The sequence below is a fragment of the Acidobacteriota bacterium genome, assembly GCA_040754075.1.
Taxonomy (GTDB): domain Bacteria; phylum Acidobacteriota; class Blastocatellia; order UBA7656; family UBA7656; genus JBFMDH01.
Genome location: JBFMDH010000029.1, coordinates 44,304 through 58,945 on the forward strand (window position 1 = coordinate 44,304; position 14,642 = coordinate 58,945).

The window sequence follows — 14,642 nt, forward strand, 5'->3', positions numbered from 1 at the left end:
TATGAAAAACTTTCGAGCATTATCTATATTGACTGTAGCTTTGCTGATGTTGGCGAGTTTGCCGCTGCCCATCAGCTATTCACAACAGATTGATTATGCACAACGCGAACGGCAAGCGCCTCCCGCCATACGAGCAACGCTTGCAACCCTTCGCAATGAAATTCAAACCAAGCGGTTTACCTTTCAGGTAGGCTACACCTTAGCCGCGGATCGCAATCTGGAGCAACTGGCAGGCTTAAAACCGCCGACCAATCTGGCAGCGATTGCCAACAAACAAAACGCTCTGGCGGTTCAACTCCTGCGCATCGATAACGCCTCGCGCGAGGAATATGCCAGATTGAATCCCAATGTCAAACTGCCCGAACTGTCGCTGCAATGCAATCCTTCTGCGGCAGCTTTTGATTGGCGAAAGCTTGGCAAGGTGACGCCCGTGCGCGATCAGGGAGGCTGTGGAAGTTGCTGGGCGTTTGCCACCATCGGAGCCTATGAAGGCAGCTATCTGATACGCAATGGCGGAAGCCCGGATGCCAGCGAACAGGATGTCCTCAGTTGCAGCGGCTTGGGCACTTGTGCCGGCGGGTGGTGGGCGTTTGATTTTCTGCTCGGCAAAGGCGATGCGTCAGAAGCCAGCTACCCTTACACGGCAACTGATAGCCCCTGCAATGCGTCGATTCCAGACCCGTATTGGGCGACGACCTGGGGGTATGTGAAACCCGGCGGCGCAACCCCATCGGTGGGTGAGATGAAACAGGCGCTGTGCCAATACGGCCCGTTAGCAGTTGCGGTTCGCGTCACCACCGCGTTCAGGCATTACACGGCGGGCGTGTTCAATGAAAATGCTTCCGGTTCGGTCAATCACGGTGTCACGTTGATTGGTTGGGACGATACCAAAGGCGCGTGGTTAATCAAGAATTCCTGGGGCACTGGCTGGGGCGATACCTGTGGGTATGGCTCACAACGCGGCTATATGTGGATTACCTATGGCAGCAACAGCATCGGTTATGCAGCAGCTTGGGTGCGGGCGAAGAGCCGGTATTACAAATTGCCGGACACCTATTACAGATTGGTGCCAAAGATTATCCCGACCCCGTAATCATTCCAACTGGATGTTTGCTTGCGCAGGCGAAATAGCGATTTGAGCCTGAAGCAACAAGCCGCCTCAGCCGCAACGAGAAACCGCCGGCAAGCCGCCTTTTCTGCATTGTGGCTGAGGCGATAAATCTCTTCCCCGAATTTCTGCCTGCTGATTCGGTTTTACCTGACCTATGCAAGCGAGTTAAATTTTCCAAAGTAAAATACCCACCAGCAATAGGAGATAAAACCTGAGAATCAGGCGCACAGGCTCCTTTGGGTGAAGATTGGGCGACCTTGTCCAATGCTCCGATTTCGCGTCCAGGCTACCTGTAGTTACATTCTGCTGTTCTTTTACATCAAACAAATTTTCTTCATCCATACCTTCGCCTCCATTAGTGAGAGCTTTGTCCTATATTGACAACATAAAAAACGGCTTCAAAAAATCGCGTTTTATTTGCCAGGTGAGCGATTGGAGGTCTTACGGATTAGTTGATCAGGTCAATCGCTTATTGCGGCTTATATATGGCTCACGGCGAGGCATCATAGCGTGAGAAAATGAATGTCATAATAAAGAGCTATCGAAGCGGTCTAATTTTTCCTGCCCGATGATAGTTTTTGTTGTCCATTTTCGCCTTAGCAGATGAGACGCACGAATGCCGTGCGACGTGAGTATTCGATTGGAAACAAGAAAAGGAGCAGAAAATGGCTACGAATGAAACGATTGAAATGGACGACCTGGAACCGGTTGGTGAGGTCAAGGGTGGCACAACCATCGCGTCCGTTACCGATTTAACCATAGACCCCTTTAACAGCAGCACCTCAAGTAGCAGCCGCCATCCATCTGGAATAAACGTCTGTTTGAGTGATGGTTCTGTACGTTAAGGCAAAGCGTATAACCCCCGCTTTTCGTGATGAGGGGCGGGTTTATTTAATTTAGAGGAGAAACTAATAATGAAAATGACTGAACAGAACAAACAAGACATTAACCATGAAAATGGGCTTAGTGACCTGGAGCCGATAGCCAATGTAAAAGGCGGGAACACAACCTGGACGGGAAGCGTCACCCTTAACGCAAACACCGCCGTTGGTGTCACCTATACCAGTAGAGAATCAACTTTAACCTATAGTGGAGAGTCAGGTGGAATAAACGAGTGAGCGTTTTCGCCGCCAACTTACGCCTGAACAGGTGAGCGCCAGTGAGGCGCTCAAGCGATGAACAGCTTATCAATGAAAAGGAGACAACCGTGATGAACAAGCAAGACAAACAAGAGCCAGACAACCACCAATCGGTGATTGAGGATTTGACCCTCAGCGAAGACCAGGCAGCAGAACTCAAAGGCGGCCCGGTCGACCATACCATTGAGGTCTACTTTCACGTGATTGATGCAACTCGCAATCGGTAAATAAAAAGGAGAGTGAATCAATGAATCAACCAGAAAACGATAACTCGACGGTCATCGAAGACCTGCCGGTTGATGAGGCGCGGCAGGATCATGTCAAAGGCGGTCCCACTAACACGTATACAGGAGTGACGACCATAAACGCCGGAACCTTGACCATCAGATAGGCAGCGACCATTTGGACGCGCCCCGGATGAGCAGTCCAGGCGAGCCGAATATCTACCACCACCGGCTGGTTATCAGATGACCAGCCGGTGCTCTATTTTACTGGCGACTTACCGGATGGCTTTGAACAGGTCTTTAACTTCTGCGAAGGTGAAATCCGTTTACCAATCCTGAAACCGGCAAGAAGTATGTAAGCATTTTGCGCGCGTGGGCTGTAGTCTGCCGGCTCGCCAAGCTAAGCGACCTGCACGTTCACAACCTGCGCCATACCTTCGGCACCCTAGCGATTGAAAATGGCGCGACCTTACCGGAGATAAAAGAAGTGATGGGGCATAAATCCATCACCTCAACTGAAGGTTATGTTCACGCCACGGAAGCTGGTAAAAACCGCGCGGTTGAGGCGGTTTTACGAAAGCCCGGTCACATTACGGTCACACGGGAAGAAATAGAGAAACGATTGAAGATTGTAGATGGTTGAAAAGAAAATGACCGGGAGGCACGGACTCGAACCCCGACAGGCGGATTCAGAGGCTGTTCCAGCCTTCTTTTCCTATTATCAATGAGTTCTATTCAATGCTTACCTGTTTGATGTTGTTAAGCACTTAAATCGCTCTCCTTTGCTTGAGCGCATTCCAGTTTCACTGTGTATCGCTGCCTTGGTGCACAAATGGAGCCGGTTTCCAACCCGCGTAGAAATGGTCAAGCATTCCCGTAACCTTTGCCGGAAGGGTCTGGACGCTTGCAGAACAAGCGGACAAGGTCATTGCAAACAGGACTTGCGCAACTTTAGACAAAGCTTAATTAGCTCCTTTAGTAGGTGCTCGACTGTTCTCAATCTCGCTGCTTGTCGATTTTGCGCGTTCAGCTTTTATCAGCCGGGCAAGTGAATCAGAATCCAGGGCGCCAGGTATTAACTGGTCGCCGACGAGATAAGTCGGCGTCCCATTTATATTGAGCAACTCGGCTAAGCGGATATTGCGCTCGAGCGCCGCGCTGATCTTTGGATCGGACATATCCTTTTGCAGTTTGGCATAGTCGAGGTTGAGACCTTCAGAGACAGCTTTGATCAGGTCTTCGCCAGCGCCGGCAGCAGCAAGCAGCGCCTGGTGAAATTCGGCATATTTACCTTGCCGGCTGGCTGCGAGCGCGGCGCGGGCGGCGCTCAGAGACTGAGCGCCAAGGATCGGAAATTCCTTATAGACGATCCGCAGCGAGCTATCGTTTGCCAACAAAGTCTGCAAACCTGGCATTGTCTTTTTACAGTAGCCGCAAAAATAGTCGAAGAATACAACAACCGTTACGTCGCCCTTCGCATTGCCGGTGACCGGCGAATCTGCGTCCGAGTAGATTTCTGATCGAAGCAGCTTCATATTCGCTGCCGTCGTCTCTCTCTTCTGCTTTTCTTCCTGTGCCTGCAATGCCATCATCGCCTCGCGGACGACTAAGGGATTCTTGATAAGGTATTCACGGACAACATTCTCAATCGCCTCGCGCTCCGGTTTTGAGATTTCACCGGTCTTCGCAGGAACCTTCGTCTTCCGCTTTACCTGTGCCGTCGTGTTCGTGGCACTTACAATAGCGATGATTGTTGCGGTGATAATAAGACTAAGAAATCTTTTGTTCATGATAATCCCTCAAAGTGAAATAGGACGCTTCGGTCGTTTATTGCCGAAGCGTCCTATGAAAGATTCTAGTAGTTGTAATGAAGAGTTACTTTAGGAAAAGGAACGTCGCTAGGACAAACAGGATGGTAGTAGGCATTTTCAAGGTCAACGATACCGATTGGATCGATCAGACCAACCAAAGTGGCGATGTTCTTGAAGGTAGCCTGAAAATTCGTAGTCGATAAGAGCGCCAGATGAACTTGAGCGTATCTCCTTTTGATGTAGTAGCCGGCGATACGGCCAAACCGCTTATCGACCTCAGCCTCGATCTCAGGGCTGGTGATCAGGTCAAAATTTGACGCTGCCAGTTTTTCATACAACTCCATTTGCGCCCTGATCGTCGTGATCGCGGTTTGCGCCTTTTGATAGTTCTCAACATAGGTCTTAACTGTGTCGATAACTTTCTCCAGTTTAGAAACCTTCTCGGCTTTCGCAGCCACGGAACCCAACTTTGATAAGGTCCCAAAAACTGAAGTCACAAATGAAACCGGCGCGGTCAATTGATCTTTCACAGTCGACAGACAAGTGTCGTTGTCTTTCGCACAAGCGAATAGAGAACACTGAACCGGGCGACTGCTGGGACAGGTCTGGTAGCAGGTGAACCGATCGGCTCGGCCATTAAAGTCTGGCGGGCATTTCGGTCTACATTGCGCCTCTTCCCGCACGTAGCCGATTGGGCAAGTGTTCGTACTCTCAAAGGGCACCGGGCCGCCGCGCGCCTTTGCTTGCACCCAGCAAAACGGCAAGCGATCGGCGGCGACTTTATCGGCAATCCACTTCAGGACGTCGTGGTAACCATTTTCGTCGAGTGGAGGGCTGTCACGCAGAAGCGTTTCACCCTCACTGAAGGTTTGCCCCTTAGGGGTGATACTCACGACATCGGCATCTTCGCCCAACCGGACTGCCGGCGGCGTAAAGGAAGCGGCATTACATCTCGACAGCGCTTCAGAATGCGAGACCACCGGCTTATCGCCAGTGCCTACGCTGTTTGTCGCATCGATGTAACACTCGACTGTCCGCAAAGGAACTTTCGTTCCCTGGCAGAGTGTCGAGAGGTCTGCATCGGCCCACTGAGTTTGCGGGTTGGAATTGGCATCATAGCCGATAACCACATGGTTCTGCGTCAGGTTGACGCAACGCATTTCGTTGGCGTTGAAATTGGCGAAGAAAGTCTTGGGTTTGAGGGTTAGAGGTCCACTACCGTAAGTGTCAGGAAATGTCCGTGCTGCCTTCACCGCACTTTCCCGCACCCAGCTCCCGTTGTCAAATTGAATCTTCGTCGCGTTTTCTATGACCTCTCCTGCGAGCGAGAGGCCGACAAATCGAGTTCCCTTTATCGTCCCGCTGTATCGATGACTTGGAATCTGGTCCCTTATAGTAATGGTCAAGTTGTTTCCGTTTTGGGTGATCGTATACCTGCTATCGCCTGGGCGGCCCGCCTGATCGACGGGGATCCAGGTGCCACTGAGATCGAGAATCACTTCAGGTTTATTTGTGGCCACCCGTATCCAGAAGTATCCGTTGGACCAATTGATCCGACTGCCATCAGCAGTCGGCGTTCCGGTTAGCCCATCAGAAGTCTTGAAACGGTCGCCTACATAGACGGCGGTCGATTTGACACCGTGGCCATTGTCGATCGAAAGATTGAATCCGTCCTGCGCGATCGAGGCGAGGCCAGCGATTGGCAGGCTCTTATCGTCGAACATCATCCATTTGTAATTCAAATCTGGAGTTGCTCCGAAGACGGTTTGTCTAACCCAAAAGTAGCGGGCCGGCTTCGTCCAGTCTATTCGCGTGCCGTCGGGCGTGACCGTTCCACTCATTCCGTCGGACGTCGTAAACGTCCTGCCAGTCAGAACGGCGGTTGATTTCGTGCCATAGCCGTTATCAAGAGAGAGATTCGCGCCGTTTTGCTTGATCACGGCTGATTTGTCGAATTGAACAGCCTTGTCGTTATACATTACCCAGGTTCCGCTGAGATCGGGCGTTTGAGCGCTTGCACCGACCGCGAAAATCGGTAAAGCAAGCAAGAGCAGCGCTAATCTGAAAATGCCGACTGATACGCTATTCGGGTTTATCGGGTTCATGAGGTTTGTCCTTTCTAAATATCTTAAGGTTTCAATTCATCAACAAGAATGGTTTCCATCTCGAATAAGTTGCTCTTGGTCACGAAACCGCTGGCGCCCGCGGCGAAGGCGGCGTCGCGAAGTTCTTCCTCGTTGAAGGCCGTGACCATGCAGATATTGGCTCTGGGAAATTCCGCGAGAATCTCGCGGATCGCGGCGATCCCGTCTTTATGAGGCATTTGCCAATCCATCAAGACCCAATCGGGGAGATGCTTTCGGTAGAGCGCAACCGCTTTACCGCCATCACCACATTCAAAAACCTCATCAACCGAGAGCGGTAAAAAACTCCGCAAAAGCAGGCGGATTTGCTGGCTGTCATCCACGATTAACACTTTCATTTGTGCCATACCAAAAACGAGCGTTGCCGTAATTTCGGTTAGTAAAGATAGGTTGGAACGAAGGGAGTTGGAATAGGTAGTTCCACGTAAAAAGCCTACGTGGAACTACGTATTTCGACGGGAGGTGTTGGATTTGGGGTTTGGCTTGGTCGCTTAGAACAATTCGGATTTATGCTGTAGGGCGAATTTGAAAAGCGCATGACTGCCGTGAAGATCGAGTTTTTCGCAGATATTCGAGCGGTGCTTTTCGACGGTTCGCGGACTGATGAAAAGCTGTTCGCCGATTTCTCTGGTCGTTAAGTTTTCGGCGATTAGTTTAAGAATACGGCGTTCGGTTTGCGTCAGGTCACCAATTGACGGCTGTTTTTCGGTGAGTTGAAGGTTGCGCCGACTCCGGTTGATGAGAAACGAAGTCAATGCGTGGCTCGTGAAATGATTTTTTGACGCGACCGCTTTGATACATTCGACAATCTCGCTCAAGGCACTATCTTTCAGGACAAAGCCTTTCGCCCCGAGGTCAATCGCTTCGTTAAATAAATCTTCGTCGCGATGCATGGTCAGAAAAATAATTTCCGTTGTGAGTTTTTTCGCTTTGATCTCACGCGCCGCTTCAAAACCGTTCATCACGGGCATATCAACATCGAGAATGGTAATCTGCGGAGCAAATTTTTCGATGGCTTCGAGGGCTTCCTGCCCGTTTTTGACCTCAGCCAAAACCATAAATTTACTCTCTTCTTCAATGGTTTCCCGCAGACCTTTCCGCACAATCGGATGGTCGTCGGCAATGAGGATGGTAATCTCGTTGTTCATCGTTTTTTATCAAACAAGACGGATTTCGACTTGAATGGATGTTCCTTTGCCGATCTTCGATTGAATCGAAAACTCGCCGTTTAACAACTGTGCCCTTTCCCGCAACCCGACCAACCCGAGTCCGCCGGATTTGATATTTTCGACTTCAAAACCCTTCCCGTTATCTTCAATGGTAATCATAATCCGGCTTTCGGTTCGTTTGATTTTCACGCTCGCGCTTGAGGCGTTGGCATGTTTGATAATGTTATTCAAGGATTCCTGAACGATTCGATAAAAGCTGATTTCTTCGCTTTCATTGAAAAGATTATCAATCGAGGCGACCTCGCATTCGACCTCGACGACACCCGAGATTTTCTTGCACATTGAGATCAAAGCCTTCGTCAGACCCAACCGGTCAAGCAGTTGCGGGCGCAGATTGTTGGTTATCTCGCGCACTTCATCAAGCGCCAGAGTTGCCGATTCGGAAATCCTGTCGAGTTCTTTGGCAACCCGCGCTTTATCATCACCCTTTTTGATGCCGAGCATCGCCCGATTTTTGATAATCACCAAACTTTGCCCCAAACCGTCGTGCAATTCGGCGGCGATGCGTTTACGTTCGGCTTCCTGCGATTCGATCAACTGCCGCGAAAAAGCGGTTTTGGTTTCGGCAATGGTTCGTAGATGCGAGACGCGGTTGTAATAGATCAAACCTGTGATGAGCGCAACCGCTAATGCCGCCAAAACACGAAACCACCAGGTTTGATAAAAATACGGATGCACGATGATTTTCACCATCGCGCCGTCCGTGTTCCAAACGCCGTTGGCGTTGGCGGCGATGACGCGAAACCGATATTCGCCGTGCGGCAAATATGAATAATTCGCTATGCGCTCTCGTCCGGCTTCAACCCAATTTTCTTCAAACCCTTCAAGTTTGTATTTGAATTTTATCTGTTCGGATTTAATCAAACTCAAACCTGTGTAATGGATTTCAAGATTCGATTGTCCCGGACTCAGTTCGATTGCGGATTGCGGATGGCGGATTGCGGATTGAAAATGATTTGGGTCAACAGATTTTCTATCTATTGAAATGTTTTCGATGACGACAGGCGGCGGATGCGGATTGATTTTTTCGGCTTCGGGGTCAATGATGGCGACTCCGCCCATGGTCGCAAACCAGAGTTTGCCGTCTCTGGTTTTTATTGCCGAAGGAATCCTGCCGCCGTTGCATTCGGCATTGAGCATTCCGTCTTTTTCGTCGTAAGAAACGCTGTTGAGTTTGGGAATTTTACCGTCAGCAAACTCATTCAACTCCTGACGGCTTACACGATGAATACCGCGATTCGAGGACATCCAAAAATTGCCGCGACCATCTTCAAGAATCGCAAAAACGCCGTTGTTGAAAAGCCCGTGTTCGACGCGGTAATTGAAAAACTTGCCGTCCTTATATCGAACTAAGCCATCGCCATAAGTCCCGAACCACAAAACGCCTTCTGCATCTTCGTAAATGGCACGGACGAATCCTCGCGGACTGTTTTCGACATCGCCGAAATTGAAAAACTTGCCGTCTTTGAATTGCGATAATCCGTCAAATGTCCCTAACCAAAGGCTGCCGTTGCGGTCAAAGTGAACTGTTATTATTTTGTCATTTAGCAAACCGTCTTTGACCGTGTAATGAGCAATTTCGTTGTCGTCTTTATATTTGTATAAGCCTTCTTCAGTTGCTATCCAGATATTGCCTGCCTGGTCGGAAGCAAAATCGGTCGCTCCGTTTGGAATATCGTTTTTACCAATTCGCCTGACGGACGAAGGCTCTTCAAATCGCCCGAATCCGCCTTCGCCTTGATAACCGAGCCAAACCCGCGCCGAGGTGTCTTCCCACAAACCGCGCATATAAAGCGGAAACCCCGCTGTATATTTAAGTCTTAAATTCGTAATTTTTCCGTCCGAGTAACGATTAACGCCTTGTACCGTGCCGATGAAAATATCTCCTTTGCTGGTTTGCAGCAGAGGATAAACTTCATTTCTGTTGAGACCGTCTTTCACGGATAAAGAAGTAATAAGCTGTCGCCGCAAACGACGCAGTCCGGTGGTTGTCGCCAACCAAAAATTGCCTTCGCGGTCAGTAATACCGGGGCCTGCCGGAACAGATTTGCCTGAGTTATACGAAGTGAATTGCCCGTCCTTAAATCTTACCAATTGCCCGTTAACCGGCGCGTCCAGATTTGCCGTCCCGAAAACGAACCAAATGCTTCCTTCTGCATCATCGAAAATCGTTTGGAGATTCAATTCTTTCAAAGCGGGAATTTCATTTTTCGTCAACGTCGTTACTTTCCCGTCCGCGAGGCGGCAAAGTTTCTCTTTGAACCTAATCCATAAAGCACCTTGGTTATCTTCGTAAGCCAGCAAACTATTGACTAAAGTTAGATATTCAGACGGCTGACTGAGAGCATAATTTGTCGTCTGTCCGGCTTTCTGCCACGTCACTTTGTTTCGTTCAAACGTCCATTTCGCCCCCGATTTTCCATAATAAAAACGTTTGACGCCTTTTTCTTTTTGGTCGGAAACCGGAATAAACTTGCCATCCCGCAAATAATAAAATCTGTCAGCGCCCTCGATAACGGCATTTCCATTCCCATCCGAAACAATAGCGATTGAACTGCCAAAGGTTTCGGGAGGCTGATACGAAGCGAACGCGCCGTTTCGATAAACCGTGACCACGCCATTTTCAGCCGCCGCCCAGACCGCGCCGTCTTTGTCAACAAAAATCCCTGAGAACCGATTGTTGAGAATGCCTTTCGTGTTGCCTTTATCAAAAATCGTAAAACGCACGCCGTCAAATCGCGCCAGCCCGTCAAACGTCGAAAGCCACAAATAACCATCGGGCGTTTGCGCGACCCCCGTGACAGTGTTTTGCGGCAAGCCGTTTGCGGTCGTCCAGGTGTCAAAGCCGTATTCCTGAGCCTTCGCCAAAGTGGATAAACCAACGACGATATAAACGGATAGCGTCAGGAATCTTAAACTCCAATGTCGTGACTTGATATACATTTTGAATGGAAAATATTTATAACATATTTTGGCGGGTAATTTGATTTTAAGTTGTAAATCGAGAAACTACCGTAAGCTTCCCCGTCGAGTTGACAGTTCAAAAGTAGCGGTTTCGGCATGCCATTGTCTGTGGGTGGGAATTGGCCACTGTTGTGTAGTGGATGAAGAGACAAAAATTCAACCCGGACTTTCATTCTGATTGCACCTCGTTCGGGGCTGGTCAGAAGCGGTTATTGATCCTGGGTTGAAACATCGGTACAAAAGACAGCTTTTAGGGTTTTCATGGTGTCTCGAATGTCATGGATGATCCCTAACTTCGTGGGGGTTCGCCTAAGCCCGTGCACCAAGCGCGCCAAAAAAGCAAAAGCCGCTCAAGAAGGCGGCTTCTAAACGATTGAAACGAAATACTGGGAGGCAGGGATTCGAACCCCGATAGGCGGATCCAGAGACCGCAGTCCTACCATTGAACGACCTCCCATTGATTTGTCAAAAACGACCCTCAGACTATAGCGAACCGGCTTTTTTATTGTCAAGTTTTACGCTTTTTAATAAACCAAGATGACGCTTCGCTGCACCTGGTGGTAAGTTATCTCTCCCGGTCGAGTTGATTTTCACTGTCACCCACATTGAGTTTTTCGGAGGAGCCTTATGAATCACCGCAAATATTTTTTCTGTCTCATGCTGACTCTGGCAATGATTAGTTCAATCGCTCTACGACAACCCACCGAGGCGCAAACTTCGGCTAACCGCGCGGTCACTGCCCTGCCTTCGTTTTATGAACCGGCAATCTCTCCAGACCGCAATGAAATCGCTTTCGTTTCGGGCGGCGACATCTGGACAGTGCCAACCGCAGGCGGCGAAGCGCGGCTGCTGGTTTCCCATCCGGCAACCGAATCGCGCCCGCTCTATTCGCCCGACGGCAAACGTCTCGCCTTCGTATCGGCGCGCACCGGCAATGGCGACATCTATATCCTCAATCTCTCGACAGGCGATTTGCAACGACTCACATTCGACGACGCAGCAGAACAACTCAACAACTGGTCGCGGGATGGCAAATGGCTCTACTTTCATTCCGGCAGCAAAGAGATTTCCGGGCGCGGCGACATCTATCGCGTCAGCATCGACGGCGGCACGCCTATGCAAGTGACTGCCGACCGTTACACCAATGAATTTTTTGCAGCCCCCGCACCCGATGGCTCAACCCTTGCCTTCAATGCGCGCGGCAACGCTTCGGCGCAATGGTGGCGCAAGGGTCATTCGCACCTCGATGAATCGGAAATCTGGCTCATGCGCGAAGGCGAAGCCAGCACCTATGAACGCCTCACCGAAGGCGGCGCGAAAGAGTTGTGGGCAATGTGGGGCGTCGACGGAAAAAATATTTATTACGTCTCAGACCGCAGCGGCGCGCAAAACCTCTGGACGCGCCCGCTCAAAGGTCAAGCGCGGCAACTGACGCAATTCAAAGACGGGCGAGTGCTCTATCCGACGATTTCTTACGATGGCAAAACCATCGTTTTTGAACGCGATTTCGGCATCTGGAAATTTGATACGGCAAACCATCAAGCCAGCGAAGTCAACATCACGCGACGCGGCGCTGCCTCCGCCGCCGCGGTTGAACACCTGACCCTCACTTCACAATTCAATGAACTGGCGCTGTCGCCCGATGGCAAAAAAGTGGCGTTCATCGCGCGCGGCGAAATTTTTGCCGCCTCTGCCAAAGATGGCGGCGACGGGGCGCGCGTCACGAATACGCCCGCGCCCGAATCCCATATCGTGTGGCTCGCAGACAGCAAGCGCCTCGTCTATGCTTCGACACGCGATGGCGCGCCGCATCTTTTCCTATATGACTTCGCGCAAAATAAAGAGACCCAACTCACAAACGGCGCGAGCGCAGACACTTTGCCTGCGGTGTCGCCCGATGGCAAGATGGTTGCCTTCGTTCGTGATGCGAAAGCCTTGCGGGTTATCGACCTCGAATCGAAACAAGAGCGTGAGTTGGCAACCGGCTTTCTCGACCGCCCGCCGTTTGACCCGGATCGCCCAATCATCTGGTCGCCCGACAGTCGTTGGATTGCCTTTATGAATGTCGGCGAACGCGCATTTAAAAATATTCAGGTGGTTCAAGCCGCAGGCGGAACCAGTAAACCCATCAGCTTCCTGAGCAACGCCTTTTCAAATGCGATGGCTTGGAGTCCCGACGGCACTTACATTTTATTCAATAGCAGTCAGCGCACCGAATCGCCGAGCCTGGCGCGCATCGATTTGTTGCCGCGCACTCCGAAATTCCGCGAAGACCAGTTCACCGCTTTATTCAAAGACACCACGCCGCGCACCCAGCCGCCACGCACCCCTGCGCCGCAGGACAATACGCCAACCGCGCAACCCAACAAAGAAGAACCGAAAAAAGATAACTCGAAAAATGTGGAAATCGTTTTTGAGGGCATCAACCGCCGCTTGAACATTCTGCCGATTGGCGTTGATGTCAACTCGTTCACCATCAGTCCCGATGGCAAAACTTTGTTGATGCAGGCAAGCGGCTCAGGTCAGTTCAATCTCTATACCTATCCGCTTGATGAACTGACGCGGGAAAACGCGGTCGCAAGGCAACTCACCACCACACCCGGCTTTAAAACCGACGCCCAATTTACCCCTGATGGTCGTGAAGTTTTTTACCTCGAAGGCGGACGCATCAACATCATCACCCTGGACAATCGGCAATCGCGCCCGCTTGCGGTCACTGCCGAAATGGATGTCGATTTCGCCAAAGAAAAACACGAAGTCTTCAGGCAGGCGTGGACGCTTTTACGCGATAATTTTTATGACGCCAATTTTCACGGCGCGAACTGGGAAGCGGTGCGCGAAACCTTTGCGCCGCATATTGCCGGCGCGCGCACCGGCGATGAACTGCGCCGCCTGATTAATTTGATGGTCGGCGAATTGAACGCTTCGCATCTCGGCATCAATCCGCCATTCAACCAAGCCGCGCAAACTTCAGCAGTCGGCAGACCCGGTCTACGCTTTGACCGCGCAACCTATGAGGCATCAGGGAAACTAAGAATCACCGAAGTCATCGCGCTTTCGCCCGCGGCGATTGCCAATATCAAAACGGGCGAATACCTCATCGCGGTTGACGGCACAACCATCAATGCGCGAACCAACCTCGATGAACTGCTCACCAATAAAGTCAATCGCCGCGTGGCGCTCACCATCGCGGCTTCCGCCGACGGCGCAACCTCCCGCGAAGTCGCCATCAAACCGGTGAGCAACGGCACAGAAGCGGGACTGCTTTATCGCGATTGGGTCGCCAAAAATCGCGCGTATGTTGACCGCGCAAGCCAGGGGCGGCTCGGCTATGTGCATATTCCAGATATGTCCGACGCTTCGCTTGCGCAACTCTATGTTGACCTCGACGCCGAAAATCACCGACGCGAAGGGGTCGTGGTTGATATTCGCAACAACAACGGCGGCTTTGTGAATGTTTACGCCATTGATGTGTTTGCGCGGCGCGGCTATATCACCATGACGCCGCGCGGCTATCCGTCATCGCCGATGCGCACCATGAATGGGCAACGCGCACTGGAACTTCCGACTATTTTAATCACCAATCAACATTCGCTTTCCGATGCCGAAGATTTCACCGAAGGCTACCGCAGTTTGAAACTCGGTAAAGTCGTCGGCGAACCGACCTCGGGGTGGATCATTTATACCTGGAATCTCGGCTTGATTGACGGCTCGACGTTTCGCGTGCCGCGCATGAAATGCGAAGACAGCAATGGCAAAAACATGGAACTGGTGCCGCGTCCGGTCGATATTCCGGTATCGCGTCCGATTGGCGAAACCTACACCGATAGGGATTCGCAACTCGATACCGCGGTTCGCGAATTAACGAAACAACTCGGCGCGAAAAAATGAGCAATCCGAATTCGCGACCGTTTGCGTAAAACAAGAACTGCATAAGAAAGTATGAAGCAGGAACGATGAACGATGAACAAAAGATTTTATACTTCATCGTTTATCATTCCTGCTTCAGGTTTAAAAAAT

Annotated in this window: 13 protein-coding genes and 1 tRNA gene; 7 read left to right on the forward strand and 7 right to left on the reverse strand. The window is 50.8% G+C overall.

Going from position 1 to position 14,642, the window contains the following annotated elements; all coding sequences use genetic code 11:
• Position 1 precedes the first annotated feature (1 nt).
• Positions 2-1,093 carry a C1 family peptidase gene (locus AB1757_24350; protein MEW6130190.1) on the forward strand — a complete coding sequence of 364 codons (1,092 nt, stop codon included), beginning with the start codon at positions 2-4 and terminating at the stop codon, positions 1,091-1,093.
• Between the two features lie 183 nt (positions 1,094-1,276).
• On the opposite strand, the gene AB1757_24355 is transcribed toward AB1757_24350, so the two are convergent.
• On the reverse strand, positions 1,277-1,453 hold the full coding sequence (locus tag AB1757_24355) for a hypothetical protein (protein MEW6130191.1): 177 nt from the start codon (positions 1,451-1,453) through the stop codon (positions 1,277-1,279).
• 323 nt (positions 1,454-1,776) lie between these two features.
• On the opposite strand from AB1757_24355, the gene AB1757_24360 reads away from it, so the two are divergent.
• From AB1757_24360 to AB1757_24380, 5 genes are all read left to right on the forward strand, one after another.
• Positions 1,777-1,956 (forward strand): H-X9-DG-CTERM domain-containing protein, encoded by a 180-nt coding sequence (locus tag AB1757_24360; protein ID MEW6130192.1) that lies wholly within the window; start codon positions 1,777-1,779, stop codon positions 1,954-1,956.
• A gap of 69 nt (positions 1,957-2,025) precedes the next feature.
• A complete protein-coding gene (locus AB1757_24365) occupies positions 2,026-2,229 on the forward strand; it encodes a hypothetical protein (GenBank protein ID MEW6130193.1) in 204 nt (67 codons plus the stop codon).
• Between the two features lie 92 nt (positions 2,230-2,321).
• Entirely contained in the window at positions 2,322-2,477 is a 156-nt protein-coding gene (locus tag AB1757_24370; GenBank protein MEW6130194.1) for a hypothetical protein, read from the forward strand.
• 20 nt (positions 2,478-2,497) lie between these two features.
• Positions 2,498-2,641, forward strand: coding sequence for an autotransporter-associated beta strand repeat-containing protein (locus AB1757_24375; GenBank protein MEW6130195.1), 144 nt, complete (start codon positions 2,498-2,500; stop codon positions 2,639-2,641).
• Positions 2,642-2,838: 197 nt separating this feature from the next.
• Positions 2,839-3,117: a tyrosine-type recombinase/integrase gene (locus AB1757_24380; GenBank protein MEW6130196.1), complete on the forward strand. Its 279-nt coding sequence runs from the start codon at positions 2,839-2,841 to the stop codon at positions 3,115-3,117.
• A gap of 319 nt (positions 3,118-3,436) precedes the next feature.
• Here the strand turns inward: AB1757_24380 and AB1757_24385 are convergent, their stop codons facing one another.
• From AB1757_24385 to AB1757_24410, 6 genes are all read right to left on the reverse strand, one after another.
• Entirely contained in the window at positions 3,437-4,264 is an 828-nt protein-coding gene (locus AB1757_24385; GenBank protein MEW6130197.1) for a DsbA family protein, read from the reverse strand.
• A gap of 65 nt (positions 4,265-4,329) precedes the next feature.
• Complete coding sequence (locus AB1757_24390; GenBank protein MEW6130198.1) at positions 4,330-6,390, reverse strand: hypothetical protein; 2,061 nt, start codon at positions 6,388-6,390, stop codon at positions 4,330-4,332.
• A 23-nt stretch (positions 6,391-6,413) separates the two neighbouring features.
• Positions 6,414-6,776 (reverse strand): response regulator transcription factor, encoded by a 363-nt coding sequence (locus tag AB1757_24395; protein ID MEW6130199.1) that lies wholly within the window; start codon positions 6,774-6,776, stop codon positions 6,414-6,416.
• 144 nt (positions 6,777-6,920) lie between these two features.
• Complete coding sequence (locus AB1757_24400) at positions 6,921-7,577, reverse strand: response regulator transcription factor (protein MEW6130200.1); 657 nt, start codon at positions 7,575-7,577, stop codon at positions 6,921-6,923.
• A gap of 9 nt (positions 7,578-7,586) precedes the next feature.
• Positions 7,587-10,601 carry a two-component regulator propeller domain-containing protein gene (locus AB1757_24405; protein ID MEW6130201.1) on the reverse strand — a complete coding sequence of 1,005 codons (3,015 nt, stop codon included), beginning with the start codon at positions 10,599-10,601 and terminating at the stop codon, positions 7,587-7,589.
• A gap of 407 nt (positions 10,602-11,008) precedes the next feature.
• Positions 11,009-11,079: transfer RNA gene (locus AB1757_24410), tRNA-Gln, on the reverse strand.
• 170 nt (positions 11,080-11,249) lie between these two features.
• Here AB1757_24410 and AB1757_24415 point away from each other — a divergent pair.
• Positions 11,250-14,513: an LpqB family beta-propeller domain-containing protein gene (locus AB1757_24415; GenBank protein MEW6130202.1), complete on the forward strand. Its 3,264-nt coding sequence runs from the start codon at positions 11,250-11,252 to the stop codon at positions 14,511-14,513.
• Positions 14,514-14,642 lie beyond the last annotated feature (129 nt).